This window comes from Acinetobacter sp. V102_4, assembly GCF_031799005.1.
GTDB lineage: Bacteria > Pseudomonadota > Gammaproteobacteria > Pseudomonadales > Moraxellaceae > Acinetobacter > Acinetobacter calcoaceticus.
Genome location: NZ_JAVQNR010000038.1, coordinates 45,348 through 62,126 on the forward strand (window position 1 = coordinate 45,348; position 16,779 = coordinate 62,126).

At 39.6% G+C, this 16,779-nt stretch carries 17 protein-coding genes; 6 read left to right on the forward strand and 11 right to left on the reverse strand.

What is annotated here, in order from left to right; all coding sequences use genetic code 11:
• The first annotated feature begins 87 nt into the window (after positions 1-87).
• Positions 88-258, forward strand: a complete 171-nt coding sequence (hemP, locus tag RMB13_RS09880; protein WP_002118129.1) for a hemin uptake protein HemP — start codon at positions 88-90, stop codon at positions 256-258.
• A 72-nt stretch (positions 259-330) separates the two neighbouring features.
• On the opposite strand, the gene RMB13_RS09885 is transcribed toward hemP, so the two are convergent.
• From RMB13_RS09885 to RMB13_RS09900, 4 genes are all read right to left on the reverse strand, one after another.
• A complete protein-coding gene (locus RMB13_RS09885; RefSeq protein WP_311085161.1) occupies positions 331-1,671 on the reverse strand; it encodes an ATP-binding protein in 1,341 nt (446 codons plus the stop codon).
• Complete coding sequence (locus tag RMB13_RS09890; RefSeq protein ID WP_004643474.1) at positions 1,668-2,330, reverse strand: response regulator transcription factor; 663 nt, start codon at positions 2,328-2,330, stop codon at positions 1,668-1,670. Before RMB13_RS09890 ends, RMB13_RS09885 begins: the two co-directional genes overlap by 4 nt.
• A gap of 105 nt (positions 2,331-2,435) precedes the next feature.
• Positions 2,436-2,795 carry a NirD/YgiW/YdeI family stress tolerance protein gene (locus tag RMB13_RS09895; protein WP_005046092.1) on the reverse strand — a complete coding sequence of 120 codons (360 nt, stop codon included), beginning with the start codon at positions 2,793-2,795 and terminating at the stop codon, positions 2,436-2,438.
• A gap of 80 nt (positions 2,796-2,875) precedes the next feature.
• Complete coding sequence (locus RMB13_RS09900; protein ID WP_311085162.1) at positions 2,876-4,633, reverse strand: GspE/PulE family protein; 1,758 nt, start codon at positions 4,631-4,633, stop codon at positions 2,876-2,878.
• Between the two features lie 288 nt (positions 4,634-4,921).
• Between RMB13_RS09900 and RMB13_RS09905 the strand changes: the two genes are divergently transcribed.
• Complete coding sequence (locus RMB13_RS09905; RefSeq protein ID WP_005039358.1) at positions 4,922-6,193, forward strand: DUF4010 domain-containing protein; 1,272 nt, start codon at positions 4,922-4,924, stop codon at positions 6,191-6,193.
• An 8-nt stretch (positions 6,194-6,201) separates the two neighbouring features.
• On the opposite strand, the gene tsaA is transcribed toward RMB13_RS09905, so the two are convergent.
• Positions 6,202-6,933, reverse strand: a complete 732-nt coding sequence (gene tsaA, locus RMB13_RS09910; RefSeq protein WP_080632494.1) for a tRNA (N6-threonylcarbamoyladenosine(37)-N6)-methyltransferase TrmO — start codon at positions 6,931-6,933, stop codon at positions 6,202-6,204.
• A 101-nt stretch (positions 6,934-7,034) separates the two neighbouring features.
• Between tsaA and RMB13_RS09915 the strand changes: the two genes are divergently transcribed.
• Positions 7,035-7,814 carry a ferredoxin--NADP reductase gene (locus tag RMB13_RS09915; RefSeq protein WP_080027497.1) on the forward strand — a complete coding sequence of 260 codons (780 nt, stop codon included), beginning with the start codon at positions 7,035-7,037 and terminating at the stop codon, positions 7,812-7,814.
• A 53-nt stretch (positions 7,815-7,867) separates the two neighbouring features.
• Here the strand turns inward: RMB13_RS09915 and RMB13_RS09920 are convergent, their stop codons facing one another.
• Positions 7,868-8,737 carry a PhzF family phenazine biosynthesis protein gene (locus RMB13_RS09920; RefSeq protein WP_311085163.1) on the reverse strand — a complete coding sequence of 290 codons (870 nt, stop codon included), beginning with the start codon at positions 8,735-8,737 and terminating at the stop codon, positions 7,868-7,870.
• A 232-nt stretch (positions 8,738-8,969) separates the two neighbouring features.
• Between RMB13_RS09920 and RMB13_RS09925 the strand changes: the two genes are divergently transcribed.
• Together RMB13_RS09925 and abeS are read left to right on the forward strand one after the other, a co-directional pair.
• Positions 8,970-10,430, forward strand: a complete 1,461-nt coding sequence (locus RMB13_RS09925) for a PLP-dependent aminotransferase family protein (protein WP_311085306.1) — start codon at positions 8,970-8,972, stop codon at positions 10,428-10,430.
• A 258-nt stretch (positions 10,431-10,688) separates the two neighbouring features.
• The gene (gene abeS / locus RMB13_RS09930; protein WP_003650669.1) at positions 10,689-11,018 is read left to right on the forward strand and encodes a multidrug efflux SMR transporter AbeS; all 330 of its coding nucleotides are present in this window, start codon (positions 10,689-10,691) and stop codon (positions 11,016-11,018) included.
• Between the two features lie 72 nt (positions 11,019-11,090).
• Here abeS and RMB13_RS09935 read toward each other — a convergent pair whose 3' ends face one another.
• From RMB13_RS09935 to RMB13_RS09955, 5 genes are all read right to left on the reverse strand, one after another.
• The gene (locus RMB13_RS09935; protein ID WP_174726538.1) at positions 11,091-11,867 is read right to left on the reverse strand and encodes an ABC transporter ATP-binding protein; all 777 of its coding nucleotides are present in this window, start codon (positions 11,865-11,867) and stop codon (positions 11,091-11,093) included.
• Between the two features lie 9 nt (positions 11,868-11,876).
• Complete coding sequence (locus RMB13_RS09940) at positions 11,877-12,590, reverse strand: ABC transporter permease (RefSeq protein ID WP_311085164.1); 714 nt, start codon at positions 12,588-12,590, stop codon at positions 11,877-11,879.
• Entirely contained in the window at positions 12,587-13,276 is a 690-nt protein-coding gene (locus tag RMB13_RS09945; protein WP_311085165.1) for a histidine ABC transporter permease HisQ, read from the reverse strand. The genes RMB13_RS09940 and RMB13_RS09945 overlap by 4 nt, the downstream gene beginning before the upstream one ends.
• Positions 13,277-13,367: 91 nt before the next feature.
• The gene (locus RMB13_RS09950; RefSeq protein ID WP_311085166.1) at positions 13,368-14,153 is read right to left on the reverse strand and encodes an ABC transporter substrate-binding protein; all 786 of its coding nucleotides are present in this window, start codon (positions 14,151-14,153) and stop codon (positions 13,368-13,370) included.
• 174 nt (positions 14,154-14,327) lie between these two features.
• Complete coding sequence (locus RMB13_RS09955; RefSeq protein ID WP_311085167.1) at positions 14,328-15,356, reverse strand: LysR family transcriptional regulator; 1,029 nt, start codon at positions 15,354-15,356, stop codon at positions 14,328-14,330.
• 197 nt (positions 15,357-15,553) lie between these two features.
• Here RMB13_RS09955 and adeF point away from each other — a divergent pair, with 197 nt between their 5' ends.
• Complete coding sequence (gene adeF / locus RMB13_RS09960) at positions 15,554-16,774, forward strand: multidrug efflux RND transporter periplasmic adaptor subunit AdeF (RefSeq protein WP_311085168.1); 1,221 nt, start codon at positions 15,554-15,556, stop codon at positions 16,772-16,774.
• Positions 16,775-16,779: the final 5 nt, after the last annotated feature.

Here is a 16,779-nt window from a genome sequence, read left to right on the forward strand (position 1 = left end):
TATAAAATTTTAAAAATCTCATTGACAGATCTATTCGATAATGATTATCATTTAAATCGTTCAAGAACATACCACGGAGCACAACAAATGAACGCACCTTTTAGCTTATTTACCCGTAACAATGACACAGCTCACGCCTTACCAATGTTACATTCTAATAACCTCTTTGCATTAGGCCGTGAAATCCGCATTATGCATGCTGGCGAGGAATATCGTTTACGCCTCACTCGCAACAACCGTCTAATTTTAACTAAATAAAAAATACACTCGCGTTTCAATAATATTCGTGGGAAAACAAAAAATGGATAGCATGGGTAACCATGCTATTTTTTATGACGGAAGAATAATCTCTGCTCTTAGACCACCTTGTTCAGCATGCATAAAAAGTAATGTGCCATTATGCAATTCAATAATTTTTCGGGTAATTGAAATTCCTAACCCCGAACCTTGCTGCTGAGTACCTAAGACTCGAAAAAAACGCTGCCCTAAACGTAATAGCACTTCATCATCTACACCATTGCCTGTATCTTCTATAGACACCTTAATTTGCTGTTCATGCTGACTAATCTCCACATGAATAGAGCCTAAAGTCGGGCTATAACGAATGGCGTTATCAAATAAATTTCTAAAAGCAATAAACAGCAATTCTTCATTTGCATATGTTTTAGTTTCTGTCGATAAGGTATTTGTCTCTATCAACATCTGTTTAGCTTGCGCATCTAAAGTTACAGTTTCAATGACTCTAGCTAATAAATAATTTAAATCGATAATCGTCTTGGGAAGTTGTGGCTGCTCTGCTTCATTGGGCTCTAAGCGAGCGAGAAGGAGTAAATTTTCAAGTATTTTTGTACTTCTAGAAACGTCTTCTTGTATACGTTCAAAGTCCTGATGAAGCTCTGGAACATGTTGATATTTACGCTGTAAAACCTGAAGACGCATTTGTATGGCAGATAACGGAGAACGTAACTCATGAGAAGCATCTGCGGTAAAACGCTGTTCAGCGACTAATGCCCTTTGCAACCTTGCAAGTAATTGGTTTAGCGCATCAATCACAGGCTGAATTTCTGTAATGACATCTGGTTCTTGAATGGGTTCTAAATTTGATGCGGTTTTTTGAGCAATTCGTCTAGAAAGCAAATTTAGTGCAGCCAATTGATGCTCGGTACGCCAACTTACAATGACCCATTGTAGCAGCCAGAACAACACCATAAGGCCGCTATATCCAGCAAGTGCTTTGAGTACTTCTTCAATACGTGTACTGATTGGCTGAAAAACTTCAACTTGTAACTTTGAGTGTTCTTGCTGTGCAGCTAAGCTACGCCATAATTGGCCATCAAACCAAAAATATGAAAAACCTTCTGATAAATTACCTTGTTCAAAAAGCTCGTGCTGATAGCTATGAGAATGAGTAAGTAATTGCCCAGAACTTAATAATTCATACTGAATATCAAATTCATCACTGAGTTCATCAAACTGTTTCATAGAGTGCCCAGAAATATCAGAAACCAGCAAAGTATCTGATATTTCATCCATGATTTCGTCTTGCACCGACATGTTGTGATAAATAGAAAATATGGTGAGTAAGCTTAAAGCCAGCAAGCCCACCACGACACTACTCCACATCGTGGTTTTAACCAGTTGCGACTGCAAGGATGAGCGATTAGATTTCATTTTAAATCTCCCATACGGTAGCCTAACCCCCGTATGGTTTTAATGCTGCTACTTCCGATTTTTTTTCGAAGTTGATAAATAAATACTTCTATTGCGTTACTTTCAATTTCTTCACCCCATGCATAGAGTGCTTCTTCTAATTGATCACGCGTAATAATATGCTCAGGATGGACCATAAGCTTACGTAATATTTGGAACTCTTTAGCTGTTAAATCAATAGACTTGCCAGCGCATGATACAACTTTTGCTTGTGTATCGAGTTGCAGATCGCCCCACGTTAAGACTGATTGCTGACTCAACGTTTGCTTACGTAATTGAGCGCGGATTCGGGCAGATAACTCTTCTAAGCTAAAAGGCTTAACCAAGTAATCATTTGCACCTAAATCTAGTCCTTCCACCCTGTCATGAATACTGTCACGCGCTGTAATAAAAATAACAGGAACATTTTTTTGTTTATGGCGGATCGTTGTTAAAACTTTTTCACCAGCCAGTTGAGGCAACCCCCGATCAAGCAAAATACAGTCATAGTCATGCTGCTCGATTGCCGTAAGCGCATAATCGCCTCTTTCTACCCAATCTACCTGATAACCGTCTAACTCTAGCCACGATTGAATACTTTCAGCTTGAGAGCGATCATCTTCTGCAAGCAAAATTCTCATCTGTTTTTCCTGTTATATCCTGATTTGATCTTGCCAAGCCTTTCTAGAAAAAGCAAAGCCGCATTATTAAAATGCGGCTAAAGACAATACATCTAAGATTATTAATTAAAACTGAACTTGATCCACATCAATTTCGACGCGTTTTAAAGGTTTATAATCAATGTCTACTTCACCAATTAAAGTTACATTTGTATTTGGTGAAATAGGACGACCTTGCCAAAGTTCATCATCTACATCAACTGTAATGCTACCTGTCTTGTCACGAAATTGATATTTTTCATCACCTAAAGATTTTACAACCTGACCATGTAATTTTATCGGTGTACTATCTTTAGCCGTTAATGCCTGTTTTACCGTGGTGACAGTTGCCGGAGCAATTGCAGCCTGATTCACTGGTGTATTCGCTACAACTATGCCAGCAGTAGCCATACCAGCAGTCAACAACATTACTTTAAGCATATTCATATAATTACCCTCTGTTTATGGTTTCCTCTTGGGATAAAGCAATTAAATCAAGCATAAATGAGGTGAATCTTAAGAAAAACTTAATTTAATGGAACAACCCGTAAGACCTCTTCTAATGTCGTAATACCATCAATGACTTTACGTGCACCCGCAATTCTCAAAAGTTCTATACCTTCTTTTTTAGTTTGAGTTCTTAAATCATTTAACGTCACATGACTACTAATAAGATGCTTAAGCTCTAGACTGACTGGCATAAACTCATAAATACCGATTCGTCCTTTATAGCCTGTATGACGACATTGTTCACATCCAACAGCCTGATAAACTTTTTCTGGCATGTCCATAATGTAGTCGAATGTTAGGTGCTGCCACTCGTCCTCATTAATTTGTGTGTGTTGTTTACAGTGTGGGCAAAGCTGTCGCACTAAACGCTGCGCGAGCACACCTAGAATTGTGGCTGCTGTTAAAAATGGCTGCACACCTAAATCGTGCAAGCGAGTCAAACTAGACGGCGCATCATTGGTGTGTAAAGTTGATAATACTAAATGACCTGTTAATGCTGCTTGAATTGCCATATTCGCTGTATCTTGATCACGGATTTCCCCAATCATAATAATATCGGGGTCTTGACGCATGAGCGCACGAACACCATCTGCAAAGCTTAATTCAATTGCATTGTTGACCTGCATCTGGTTAAAACTAGGCTCTAACATTTCAATTGGATCTTCAATGGTACATACATTGACCTGATCTGTTGCAAGCTGCTTTAACGAAGAATATAGCGTGGTCGTTTTACCTGAACCTGTAGGACCAGTGACTAAAATAATGCCATGGCTATTTTTTGTTAACTGTTGCCACTGTTGTAATAAACTCTCTTCAAAACCCAGTTGATGAAAAGAACGTACCAGTACATCTGGGTCGAAAATACGCATAACCAGTTTTTCACCAAAGGCTGTTGGCAAGGTTGATAAACGTAGCTCTGTTTCTTGCCCCTTTGGCGTCCGAGTTTTTAATCGACCATCTTGCGGTTTGCGCTTTTCGGCGACATTTAAACGTCCTAAAATTTTAATTCGAGAAATCACGGCGGTCAGTGTATTTGAAGGCATGTTATAAATGGTGTGCAAAACACCATCGATACGAAACCTGACTTTGCCATTGTCTTTGCGTGGTTCCATATGAATGTCACTGGCACTCTGCTCGAACGCAAACTGTAAAATCCAGTCGACTAATTTCACAATATGCTGATCATTGGCATCAGGGTTCTGGCTATCCCCAAGTTGTAAAAGAGCTTCAACATTTTTATTATCACGGTCATGAGCTGCATCTTTTTGAGCTGAGTTTACCGCTCGACTGACCTGATAATATTCGCGTAAATAACGTTGCAACTGTTCGGGATTAAGTAGTACCCGCTCAATTTTTTTAGGAGCTAGACTTCTTTCAAGATTATTGAGCCAATCTGTTTGAAATGGCTGGTCTGTTCCAATCACAATTCGATCGGCATGGATTTCAACAGCTAAAATATGATTGCGAATAGCAAATTCTTGTGACATGACTTGAGTTAAAGCACTCACATCTGCCTTTAAAGGATCAATCACAAATAAAGGAAGTTGAACCCGATCTGCAAACCATAAACACAAACGATTTAAACTTAAATGAGCGTGTGTGTGCTGCTGATCTTTTAAATTAAAATGTGCAATCCACTGTAAAGGATGCCATTTCAACTGGTCCTTTTGACGGTGGCTTGACTGTACCAGTAATTTATCTCGTTCTGTGATACGGCCTTCTTGTAATAGTTGTTCTAGACACCAATAGGTATCTATTTCTACATGTGCATTCATGCTTTATCCCCAATATACTTTTATAATATAGCAGAGATGTTTTAGATTTAACTCACCCCAAAATCGTTAAATCCACTATTTAAATATCCTTCAACTTCAATTAATTAAACCAATTCTCAACTTGAACTTTTTTTGCGTCATAGGTCATGTTTATAAAGTTATTTTGTAAGTTGCATTGTCTAAAAAAGATACTATGATCAGTCTCATAAAAAGCATAAACTGAACGTGAATATATGATTTTAAAATGATTCAAATCTACATATAACAATAAACCAAAGAGGAAGTAATATGGAACTTCCAATGACAATGTCATTACAAACAACATCCTTTGAAGAATTCATTACAGTCATTGCAGCTGCCCTTGGCTGTGGCTTATTAATCGGCTTAGAACGAGAGCGCAGTAAACTCAAACACGAATATAAAACTTTCGCTGGTTTTAGATCTTTTGCAATTAGCGCTTTATTAGGCGCGATCTGTTTTTTATTCGGTACTCCTATGGGGATTGTTGGAGCTTTAATCATCGGTGCAATCAGCATCGTTTCCCTCAAAAATCAGCCAAATGATCCGGGCGTTACTACCGAACTTGCATTTATCATGACTTATTTCATTGGAGCACTCTGTATTTGGAATATTTCATTGGCAGCAAGTTTAGCAGTCATCATGACGGCTATCTTAATAGCTAAGCAGTCTATGCATGGTATTGCTAGCCAATGGATTACCGAGGCAGAATTGCGCGATGGAATTTTCCTACTCGCCTTACTTTTAATTGCTTTACCTTTAGTCCCGAATAAACCCTTTTGGGGTCCAGTTTTAAATCCGAATGTTATTTTAAAATTGCTCACTTTAATTTTATTTGTACAGGCACTGGCACATATTGCCAAACGCTTATTATCTTCCAAAAATGCCTTATTACTTTCGTCTTTGGCTTCAGGTTTTGTTTCCAGTACAGCAGCTATTGCCAGTCTGGGTTTAGAGGTACGTTCCGGTCGTGCAAATGCAACGACTAATGCGGGCGCTGCATTAATGTCCTGCGTTTCAACACTTATTCAAACATTAATTATTGTGATAGGTATCAGCTTTACTTGGTTTAAGCTAATTATATTTCCTGCCCTTATTGCATTAGTTGTTTTAGCGGTATGGGCTTTTATTTTATTACGTAAAGCAGAGCCTAGTACTACTTTACCCGAACTCGACTCAAGAATGTTTAGTCTTAAAGAAGCCATTATTATTGCTGGCACACTCACGCTTATTCAGGCAGGTGTTTATGGTTTAAGTATATCTTTAGGCGATGCAGGATTAATAGCCGGAACGTTACTCGCTTCTTTGTTTGAGATCCATGCAGCTATAGCCGCAGTAATTGTACAAGGTGAACCTGATAGTGCTCATATGTCCCCTTTATTAATTGCTTTTATGGGAGGCTTTGCAGTGCATGCAATTGCCAAAAGTATAAACTCTGTAATTTCGGGCGGGCTACCTTATGCTCTTGCCTTCGTTCCCGCCCAGCTTATTCATATGGCTATTTTTATTACTTTACTTTGGCTCAACATCCATTGGTTCTAAAATAGAATTTATTGCACAGCAGAAGCTTTCACCATATCCACTACAGTAACTTCAAGCTGACCGACTTTAAAATGAATATCGAAACTGGAAAATTTCATTTTATAAATTCTGTCTGAATCTTCTTGATAAGCAGGCCGAGGATCTAAGGCTAACACTTGCTCAAGCTCATCAAGGTATTGATCGTCCATTTCTTTATTTTGTAAAAAATATTTTTGAGTATTTAGAGCAGGTTCAGACCAAATGACTGATTTACGCTCTGGTTCTGCATGTGCATAACCACTTTGTGCATCAACAATCGCATCAGAATATTGAATATAGGGTTTAATATCTAGAATTGGAGTTCCATCTAATAAATCGCTGCCAGTGACGTACACTCGTACTGACTTACCGACTTTTTCAACCTTCTTTAACCGTACTACAGACAAGCCCACTGGTGCTGGTCGATACATGCTACGTGTAGCAAATACGCCAATTTTTTCATTACCCCCTAAACGTGGGGGACGAACTTGCGGACGGAATTTATCTGCACTACCCTGATTTTTATTGTCATGAAACTGCCAAACTAGCCAGAGATGACTAAATTGCTCAATTCCTTCAAAAGCCAACAAGTCATTATAAGGTTCTATCATGTCGATATATGACTCGATATTTACCAGATTAGGCTGGCGTGGAATACCGAATTTTTCTCGATATGGAGAGCACATGTGGCCGATTATGGGAAGGGTGACAGAATTGATCATCACTTTTTCTTATAAACACAATTAAATATATTCAGTTTATCGGGAATGAATTTAGATTAGAATAGCAATCTGTTTTCTTTTAATCGTGATCGAGACCTTTAATGGCTGCTTTTAACGTCGAACGCATTACTCATGTTCACCACTGGAATGACACCCTTTTCAGTTTTAAAACTACACGCGACACTAGCTTACGTTTTAAAAATGGTCAGTTCGTAATGATCGGACTTGAAGTGAATGGCAAACCGTTAATGCGTGCGTATTCGATTGCAAGTGCAAACTACGAAGAAGAGTTAGAATTCTTCTCAATTAAAGTACAAGATGGTCCTTTAACTTCGATTTTGCAAAAAGTACAAGTTGGCGATGAAATTTTAATTTCTAAAAAACCGACAGGTACATTGGTTCATGATGACCTTTTACCGGGTAAAAACTTGTACCTTTTATCTTCTGGTACTGGCCTTGCACCATTCTTATCAATTATTCGTGACCCAGAAACTTACGAACGTTTTGAAAAAGTAATCGTTGTTCATGGTACACGTTATATTTCTGAATTAGCTTATCAAGACCTTATCTTGAACGAATTACCAAACCATGAGTTCTTTGAAGAGTTAGGTATTAAAGACAAACTTGTTTACTACCCTACTGTAACTCGTGAACCTTTCCACACTCAAGGCCGTGTAACAACTGCAATTGAAACTGGTGCTTTATTCGAAAAAGTTGGTTTACCACGATTTAACCGTGAAACTGACCGCGCAATGCTTTGCGGTAGCCCTGCTTTCTTGAAAGACGTTGCTGCGTTACTTGACCAACACGGTTTAGTTGAATCACCTCGTATGGGTGTAATGGGCGACTACGTGATTGAACGTGCGTTCGTAGAAAAATAAGTTTTTCTAATTAAAAAAACCGAGGCCAAGTCCTCGGTTTTTTTATATTTGTTTTATAACTTGATTGTGCCATCGATACAGGTAACAGCACTTCCACCCACTAAAATTTTATCTTGATATAAATTTAGTTGAAGCTGTCCGTCACGTCCTAAAACGCGACCTTGTGAAGAAAGTACCTGATCATTTTGTGCGGGCAAAATACCATGGTAACGAATAAAAGACGCTACGCTACCATTACCACTACCACAAACTGGATCTTCATTTATTCCAATTGAAGGGGCAAATGAGCGAACTTCTATATGTTTTTTCTCATCATTATTTTCATAGAAACCATAAACCGTCGCTCCACCAACTTTCATTTCTAAATCATGTTGTTTTAAAGCAGCGAAGTCTGGTTGAGCCGCTAAAACAGCTTCGGCATTGACAGCTTGTAATACAACCCAACGCGCCCCAACATCAACCAATGCAGCATTCCATTGAGTGTCAATCTGACATTTTAAAATCTCTGCCAATTTTTGAGTCTGTGTCGTATCTAATGGCGTAATTTTAGGTTGTGGTAGTTCAAAGGAAATATGATTCAATTCACTTACCGTAAGAGCAACTAAACCTGCACCACATTGCTGTACCAATTTTCCTTCTTTAGCAATAATTAGACCAGCTTCAAGTAAAGCATGGGCTGTGCCGATTGTAGGATGGCCTGCAAATGGCAATTCATTTTGCGGAGTAAAAATTCGAACCTGATAATCGGCTTGCGAATCTGTAGCAGGCAGTACAAATGTAGTTTCAGAGAGATTGGTCCAATTGGCAATCGCCTGCATTTGCTCAGATGTTAAGGTACTAGCGTCCATAATCACCGCGACAGGATTTCCCTTAAATGCTTGTGAAGTAAAAACATCAACTTGTTTAAATGCTACAACGGACATAGACCCACTCCTACTCATTTTGATATTAAAAAATTATGGTTTTAAATCCTCACCATACTTTTGATCTTACTGAGATATCTTTAATGGTTACAGTATCAGTTAATATGAAAAATAATAGACACAGTTTTTAAGTGTAAAACTCGATTAAATGGACCAACCTAAAGTCATCACAATATTTGAGATAAATAACAGATCACTATAAAGTGTATCCATTGCTTTAGCTTTTTAATGAATTGATATGTACAAATATAAAAAAGTGAGTGATGACTTAACCCTTCAAATCCATAATGGAAGGCAACCTATTGGTTCGCGTCTACCTTCAATACGAGACTGTGCAAACCATTATCAGGTCAGCATTAACACCGTAAAAGAAGCGTATCGTCAACTTGAAGATCAAGGTTTGATTTCTGTTCGTCCTCAATCTGGTTACTATGTTTGTCATGCACCTTCAAACTTGCTAGAACTCGAAGAACGTTATATCAGTGAAGAAAAAGTTCCCCTTTCTGGCATTAGCTGCTTCCTCGCTCAAATCGTTAAAAAGCAAATGGACCCAAGCTATATTAATTTGGCCCTAGCTTGCCCCTCAGGAGAAAATTTCTACCCAATTGAGCGTTTAAAACGCTTAACTGCTCAAGTTTTACGGACACAACCAGATATTTTTAAAAGCTATACCTTACCGCCAGGTTCTATACGTCTACGCACTCAAATTGCTAGACGAAGCTTGCAACTGGGCATGTTTCTTTCAGCAGATAATATTGTACTCACCCATGGCACTATGGAGGCCTTAAGCCTAGCGATTATGGCAACGACTCAAGCGGGTGATAGCATTGCACTTGAGATCCCTACTTTTCATAACTTGTACCCGCTCCTGCATAATTTAGGCCGAAAAATTATAGAAGTACCGACTTCGCCACATACAGGCATGTGTCTAGATACACTTGAAGAACTCTTAAAATCTCAAAGTGTACAAGCCATATTAACGATTCCAACAGGGCACAATCCCCTCGGTTTCAGCATGCCTGAAAGCAGCCGCCGTCGCTTGGCAGAGCTAGCTAATCAGTTTCAAGTTCCCGTCATTGAAGATGCGATGTATGCCGAATTGCAACTAGCCGAACCTCTATTACCCAACATTAAGGCATTTGACCAAAATGGATGGGTGTTGGTATGTAGTAGCTACACCAAGACTGTAGCACCCGACTATCGAATTGGTTGGTTAGAAGCTGGGCGCTTTCGTAATATTGTGCAGCAACTGAAATTTACAACAACAGTGGCCGAGCCTGCCTTGCTCACTGAAACCTTAGGACTTTTCTTGGAAAATGGTGGTTATGACCTGCATTTACGTCAGCTCAAAAAACGCTATCAACAACAAATTGACACCATCAAGTCTTATATTTGTCGTTATTTTCCGCTCGGTACTCGAGTCAGTCGCCCACAAGCGGGATTTATTTTATGGTTAGAGCTCCCCGAATCTATTGATACGCTGGAACTCTTTCATCAAGCTATGGATGAAAAAATCTTATGTATGCCGGGAATTTTATGTTCTGCTGATAAACGTTTTAGTCATTGTTTACGTATTGCAGTATGTTTTGAGTTGAACCCAAAAATGTTAAATGCTTTGATGCGCTTAGGAGAATTAGCAAAAAATATGCTTTCATCTCAAAACCATATGGACAAAATCGCTACTCATTCGTAATTTACAGCATGCGAAGAGAGATATGACAGCATCAACCCTAGCTTATGATGTAGGTTAAACATAGCACTTTAATCATTACGATTAGTTTTTAATATATTTAATGGTTTATACCGTTTTGCTAGTGATAAAATCAAACTATCAGTTCAGTTTGATTTACTTGTATTTGTGTACCAAAAAAATTGCACAATCGTTAAAACTGGTCAAATCATTTCAACATTTCATATAGATTGATTAAAACTCATTCTGGCGTAGCTCCCCATGTCTTATCTTTATTTAGCAATTGCGATTGCTTGTGAAGTCATTGCAACTTCAGCTTTAAAAGCATCTCAAGGTTTTACTGTTCCAATTCCTTCGATTATTACTGTTGTGGGTTATGCAATTGCTTTTTATTTATTGTCTCTGACGCTAAAAACAATTCCGATCGGAATTGCATATGCCATTTGGTCTGGCGCAGGTATTATTTTAATTTCTGCAATTGGCTGGATATTTTATAAACAGCATTTAGACTTAGCAGCCTGCATTGGTCTAACTTTAATGATCGCAGGCATTATCATTATTAATGTGTTTTCTAAAAATACCCATCTTTAAAATATAATTAAAAAGCAACCGAGTATGATGAAAGTGCTTTATAAAGACTTTACCATACTCAGTATGAACAACTTATTTTAAACTACCCGTTAAAAATTGCTTTAAACGTTCACTTTTCGGGTTATTGAGTACTTCATCAGGATGACCCTGTTCCTCAATTTTCCCTTGATGTAAAAAAATCACTTGATTAGACACATGACGCGCAAAACCCATTTCATGTGTCACCACAATCATGGTACGTCCTTCTTCAGCTAAACCCTGCATTACTTTGAGTACTTCACCCACCAACTCTGGGTCAAGCGCACTGGTTGGTTCATCAAACAACATAACTTCCGGTTCCATAGCCAAAGCACGAGCAATCGCTACACGTTGCTGCTGACCACCAGATAAAAATGCAGGATATTTACTTTCAACGCTTTCAGGCAAACCAACTTTGCGTAGATATTTCCGCGCACGTTCTTCTGCCTCAGCACGTTTTACCCCAAGTACATGAATTGGTCCTTCAATCACATTTTCCAGCACTGTCATGTGTGACCATAAATTAAAATGCTGAAACACCATCATGAGCTGGGTACGCATTTTTTGTAGTTGCTTTGGGTCAACCACTTTTAAATTGCCTTTTTTATCAAAGACTGTACGTAGTTTTTCACCATTAAGTTTAATGGTGCCATTGCTCGGTTGTTCCAAGAAGTTGATACAACGCAACAAAGTACTTTTACCTGAACCAGATGAACCGATGATACTAATGACATCGCCAGCATTTGCATCAAGTGATATCCCTTTCAGTACTTCATGATCGCCAAATGTTTTGTGTAAATCACGAATCACTAGTTTTGCAACGTGTTCCATTTATGTCTCCTAATGATTCGATGGTTTTAAAAATGCCAACCAACGTTTTTCCAACTTACGAAATATCCAAATCAAAATAAATGCCAGCACTGCATACAACACCGCGGCAATTCCAAAAGCATTGAAGGTGTCATAGGTTGCCGCATTCACATCACGCGCAATTTTTAAAATGTCAGGAACAGTTGCTGTAAATGCAATGGTTGTCGCGTGCAACATCAAAATGACTTCATTCCCATAAAATGGTAAAGCACGGCGCAACATCGACGGAATAATAATGCGGGTATAGCGTTTCCATTTTGACATGCCAAAAGCTTGTGCAGCTTCAATCTCGCCATGTGGAATAGAACGGATCACCCCAGCGAAGATTTCAGTCGTATATGCACCAGTATTGAGCGCGAATGCCAAAATGGTGCAATTTATGCCCTCTCGAAAAAATGCATCGAGCGTCTGATGTTCATGGATGTAATCAAAGCTGTAAATGCCTGAGTAAATAATCAGCAATTGAATGTAAAGTGGTGTGCCACGAAAAACATATGTATACAACCAAACTGGACCACGCAACCAAAGATTTTCTGATACTCGTGCAAGTGATAAAGGCACAGCAAGCACAAAGCCAATACCAATTGAAAGTACCAATAACCAAGCAGTCATCGCGACACCGGTCATTTGTAGTCCATCGGTCCAAAGATATGCCTGCCAATATTGTTGAAGGATTTCAATCATAATTGTCCCTTCCTCACACCGGCAGAATAACGACGCTCAAGCCACATTAAAATGAGGTTCGACACAGTGGTAATTGCCAAATAAATCGCGGCAGCCACGATGCTGAAAAAGAACAGTTGCATGGTACTTCTACCTGCATCTTGGGTAATTTTTACAATGTCAGTCAGGCCAATAATAGAAACCAGTGCGGTTGCCTTAATCAAGACCTGCCAATTATTGCCAATACCTGGCAATGCAAAACGCATCATTTGAGGGAATAATACACGTCGAAAAACCTGCCAAGGGGTCATACCATAGGCCATTGCTGCTTCAATTTGACCCGTTGGAACCGATTGAAATGCACCACGAAAGGTCTCGGTAAAATATGCACCATAAATGAACGCTAAAGTAATCACACCCGCCACAAAAGGATTGATATCAATTTGATCCATTTGCAGTGATTCAGTAATTTGGTTTAGACCCAACTGCAAGCTATAAAATAACAGCAGCATAATCACCAAGTCTGGCACACTACGGATGAGTGTAGTATAGGCGGTCGCAATATAGCGTAAGGCTTTAAAACTAGAGAGTTTTGAGCTCGCACCAATTAAGCCAATAATGACAGAAAGCAAAAGTGACAACAGCGCAAGCTGAAGGGTCATCCATGTCCCGCTGAGAAGGAGTAGCCCATAGCCAGATAAAAACATGACTCATCTTCTCCTTAAAAACAATATCCAATATTGATGAGATGAGAATAGATTTAAAAATGTCGGCACTCAGCCGACATTTTTCACATCATTAGTAAATGTTAAAGGAGAAATATTTTTTCTCTAGTTTCTTGTATGTACCATCCGCAATGATTGCTGCGAGTGCTTTGTCAATATTCACTTTCAAATCTGCATCTTCTTTGCGTAAACCAATAGCCGCGCCTACACCCAGTGTTTTTGCATCAACTACATTGCCACCGACAAATGCAAAGTTTTTGCCTTTTGGTTGTTTTAAGAAAGCACCATCAACCATGATTGCATCTTGTAAAGTTGCATCTAAACGACCTGACATCATGTCTTGATAAATCAAATCTTGGACTGGATAAGGTACAACGGTTACACCTTTTGGTGCCCAATAGGTTTTAGCATAAGTTTCTTGAATTGTGCCCTGTTGTACACCTACACGTTTACCTTTCAATGATGCAGCTGTCGGTAATAACGGCGAGCCTTTTTTTGCAACCATGCGTGTTGGTGTGTTATAGATTTTGCTACTAAACAAAATTTGTTTTGCGCGTTCATCAGTGACCGTCATTGATGAAAGAATGCCGTCAAATTTTTTCGCTTTAAGTGCTGGAATCATCCCATCAAAAGAGTTTTCAACCCAAACACATTTGGCTTTGAGTTTTGCACAAATGGCATTACCCAAATCAACATCAAAACCAGTTAACTTGCCATCCGGTGTTTTATATTCAAATGGTGCATAAGAGGACTCAGTACCAAAACGAATCACCTTCCAATCCTTTGCTTGCACATTAGTCGCAACAGCAGCCAGAACTAAGGTTGTTGAAACGAACATTTTTTTCATAAAGCTTACCATCTTGAAGCTTCTCCTTGAAATCAAAATAAGGTGATAAAAACTTGAGTATTTCAAACTTACTCTTCTGCCGAAATAATTGCAATTTTTATACCATAAGTTAAAGAATCAGGAAGATGTCAAAACAGCAGATCGCATTAACTGATTAAATGTTGAAAAATCAATCAAACTGCGAGGTTAATTTTTGAGTGTATAAGCCTCTGCCATATTTTCATTTTCGACCAATGTCCGAATAGTGTATTCATGGTTATGTTCTTTGGCACTGGCAAATTCACATTTCTGATCCCATACCATTGAGCAACCACTCAACAATGGACAACCTGCAAATAATTCGGCCACCCAATCAACAAACACACGAACTTTAGGCGATAAATGACGGTTTTGTAGATATACGACTGATATTGGCATCGGTGCCGGCAACCATTCAGTCAGCACTTCCTTGAGTGAGCCACCCTCCAGATGTTTTGCCACCATATAATATGGGCATTGAATTAAGCCAAAACCCTGTACAGCCAAATCAACATATGAATCACCATCGTTGACAGAAACGCGCCCTTTCACGCCAACGCTATGAATCTCACCATCAACCATAAAATCCCAATCGATATTACGTCCGGTACGACTATTAAAGTAATGCACGACCTGATGTTTTTGTAGATCATCAATGGTTTTCGGTTCACCATGTTCAGCCAAGTAACGAGGTGCAGCAACCGTCACGCACTGAATTGTTCCGATACGACGTGCAACCAAACTTGAATCTTTCAGCTGACCAATACGAATGACACAGTCCACCGCATCTTGTACCAAATCGACTGGACGATCACTCATTCCAATCACCAAATCAATATCGGGATACTTAGCATGAAAATCACAAAGCATCGGAATCAGGATCAGTCGCCCGATCGAAGCTTTAACATCAATACGTAGTCGGCCTCGTGGTCCACGTTCCGAATCATGAAAATTCGATTCAACATCTTCAACATCGGCTAAAATTCGCGAAGTCCGTTCATAATAAACCGCGCCATCGGGTGTCAAACTGAGTTTACGAGTGGTTCGGTTCAATAAGCGAACTTGTAAATGTTTCTCTAAACCCTGAATGGTTGTGGTCACAGAAGCACGCGGTAGGCCTAAACTGTCAGCCGCTAAACTGAAACTATTTGTTTCGACAACTTTGTTAAATACTTTCATGGCATGAAATAGATCCACACGCACACTCCTATCAATGCATTTTCTAATTCAAACACATCAATTGTTATAAAAATACGAATAGTGTTATCAAATTTAATATATTTATTCGTGATTGACAAACTTTTATGCTCCGTCCATTGCCTAAACCCTGTTTCTCCCATACGGACCATAACTAAAAGTCTGAAAACAGGTATCCAAATAAGTAGGAGCACAACATGTCATTTTCCCGCAAACAGTTCGCACTGTCTGCCATCTTTGTCGCCATTTTGGCAACGGGTGGCAGTTTTATCTTCTTACATGAAAATGCCGATGCAAAAGCTGCACCGACCACTGCCCAACAAGCTGCCACTGTTGATATCTCCAATGTCATCAGCAAAACCATTACCGACTGGCAAGAATATTCCGGTCGCCTAGAGGCGATTGATCAGGTCGACATTCGGCCTCAAGTTTCGGGCAAGTTAATTGCCGTTCATTTTAAAGATGGTAGTCTAATTCAAAAAGGTGATTTGCTTTTCACAATTGACCCTCGACCATTTGAAGCAGAACTCAACCGTGCCAAGGCTCAACTTGCTTCAGCCGAAGCGCAAGTCACCTATACCTCAACCAATCTTTCCCGTATTCAACGTCTAATTCAAAGTAATGCTGTATCACGCCAAGAACTTGATCTGGCAGAAAATGATGCACGCTCAGCTAGTGCCAACCTACAAGCAGCCAGAGCAGCCGTTCAATCTGCACGCTTAAATCTGGAATATACCCGTATTACTGCACCGGTTAGCGGTCGAATTTCTCGTGCTGAAGTGACCGTGGGTAATGTGGTTTCTGCTGGCAACGGAGCACAAGTTTTAACGAGTTTAGTGTCAGTATCCCGTCTCTATGCATCTTTTGATGTTGATGAACAAACTTACCTGAAATACATCAGTAATCAGCGTAATTCTGCACAAGTTCCTGTCTATATGGGGCTTGCCAATGAAACTGGTTTTTCTCGTGAGGGAACCATCAACTCAATCGACAATAACCTAGACACAACCTCAGGCACGATTCGTGTTCGTGCAACTTTCGACAATCCAAACGGAGTTTTATTACCTGGTTTATATGCTCGAATCCGTCTGGGTGGTGGCCAACCACGTTCAGCCATTCTCATTAGCCCAACAGCCATTGGGGTCGATCAAGATAAACGCTTTGTCGTTGTTGTCGATGCTAAAAACCAGACTGCTTACCGCGAAGTAAAAATCGGGGCACAACAAGATGGCTTGCAAATCGTGAATAGCGGATTACAAGCGGGCGACCGTATTGTGGTGAATGGTTTACAGCGTATTCGTCCGGGTGATCCCGTTACGCCACACCTCGTCCCGATGCCAAATTCACAAATCACTGCAAGTACTAACACACCTCAACCTCAGCCAACAGAAAAAATGTCAACTCCGGCAAAAGGTTAATCACA

Bases quoted from the DNA above. Each gene is read 5' to 3' on its own strand.
- hemP (WP_002118129.1), top strand. From the start codon at position 88: ATGAACGCACCTTTTAGCTTATTTACCCGTAACAATGACACAGCTCAC.
- abeS (WP_003650669.1), top strand. From the start codon at position 10,689: ATGTCTTATCTTTATTTAGCAATTGCGATTGCTTGTGAAGTCATTGCA.
- RMB13_RS09915 (WP_080027497.1), top strand. From the start codon at position 7,035: ATGGCTGCTTTTAACGTCGAACGCATTACTCATGTTCACCACTGGAAT.
- RMB13_RS09950 (WP_311085166.1), bottom strand. From the start codon at position 14,153: ATGGTAAGCTTTATGAAAAAAATGTTCGTTTCAACAACCTTAGTTCTG.
- RMB13_RS09940 (WP_311085164.1), bottom strand. From the start codon at position 12,590: ATGATTGAAATCCTTCAACAATATTGGCAGGCATATCTTTGGACCGAT.
- RMB13_RS09920 (WP_311085163.1), bottom strand. From the start codon at position 8,737: ATGTCCGTTGTAGCATTTAAACAAGTTGATGTTTTTACTTCACAAGCA.
- RMB13_RS09935 (WP_174726538.1), bottom strand. From the start codon at position 11,867: ATGGAACACGTTGCAAAACTAGTGATTCGTGATTTACACAAAACATTT.
- tsaA (WP_080632494.1), bottom strand. From the start codon at position 6,933: ATGATCAATTCTGTCACCCTTCCCATAATCGGCCACATGTGCTCTCCA.
- RMB13_RS09890 (WP_004643474.1), bottom strand. From the start codon at position 2,330: ATGAGAATTTTGCTTGCAGAAGATGATCGCTCTCAAGCTGAAAGTATT.
- RMB13_RS09905 (WP_005039358.1), top strand. From the start codon at position 4,922: ATGGAACTTCCAATGACAATGTCATTACAAACAACATCCTTTGAAGAA.
- RMB13_RS09900 (WP_311085162.1), bottom strand. From the start codon at position 4,633: ATGAATGCACATGTAGAAATAGATACCTATTGGTGTCTAGAACAACTA.
- adeF (WP_311085168.1), top strand. From the start codon at position 15,554: ATGTCATTTTCCCGCAAACAGTTCGCACTGTCTGCCATCTTTGTCGCC.
- RMB13_RS09895 (WP_005046092.1), bottom strand. From the start codon at position 2,795: ATGAATATGCTTAAAGTAATGTTGTTGACTGCTGGTATGGCTACTGCT.
- RMB13_RS09885 (WP_311085161.1), bottom strand. From the start codon at position 1,671: ATGAAATCTAATCGCTCATCCTTGCAGTCGCAACTGGTTAAAACCACG.
- RMB13_RS09945 (WP_311085165.1), bottom strand. From the start codon at position 13,276: ATGTTTTTATCTGGCTATGGGCTACTCCTTCTCAGCGGGACATGGATG.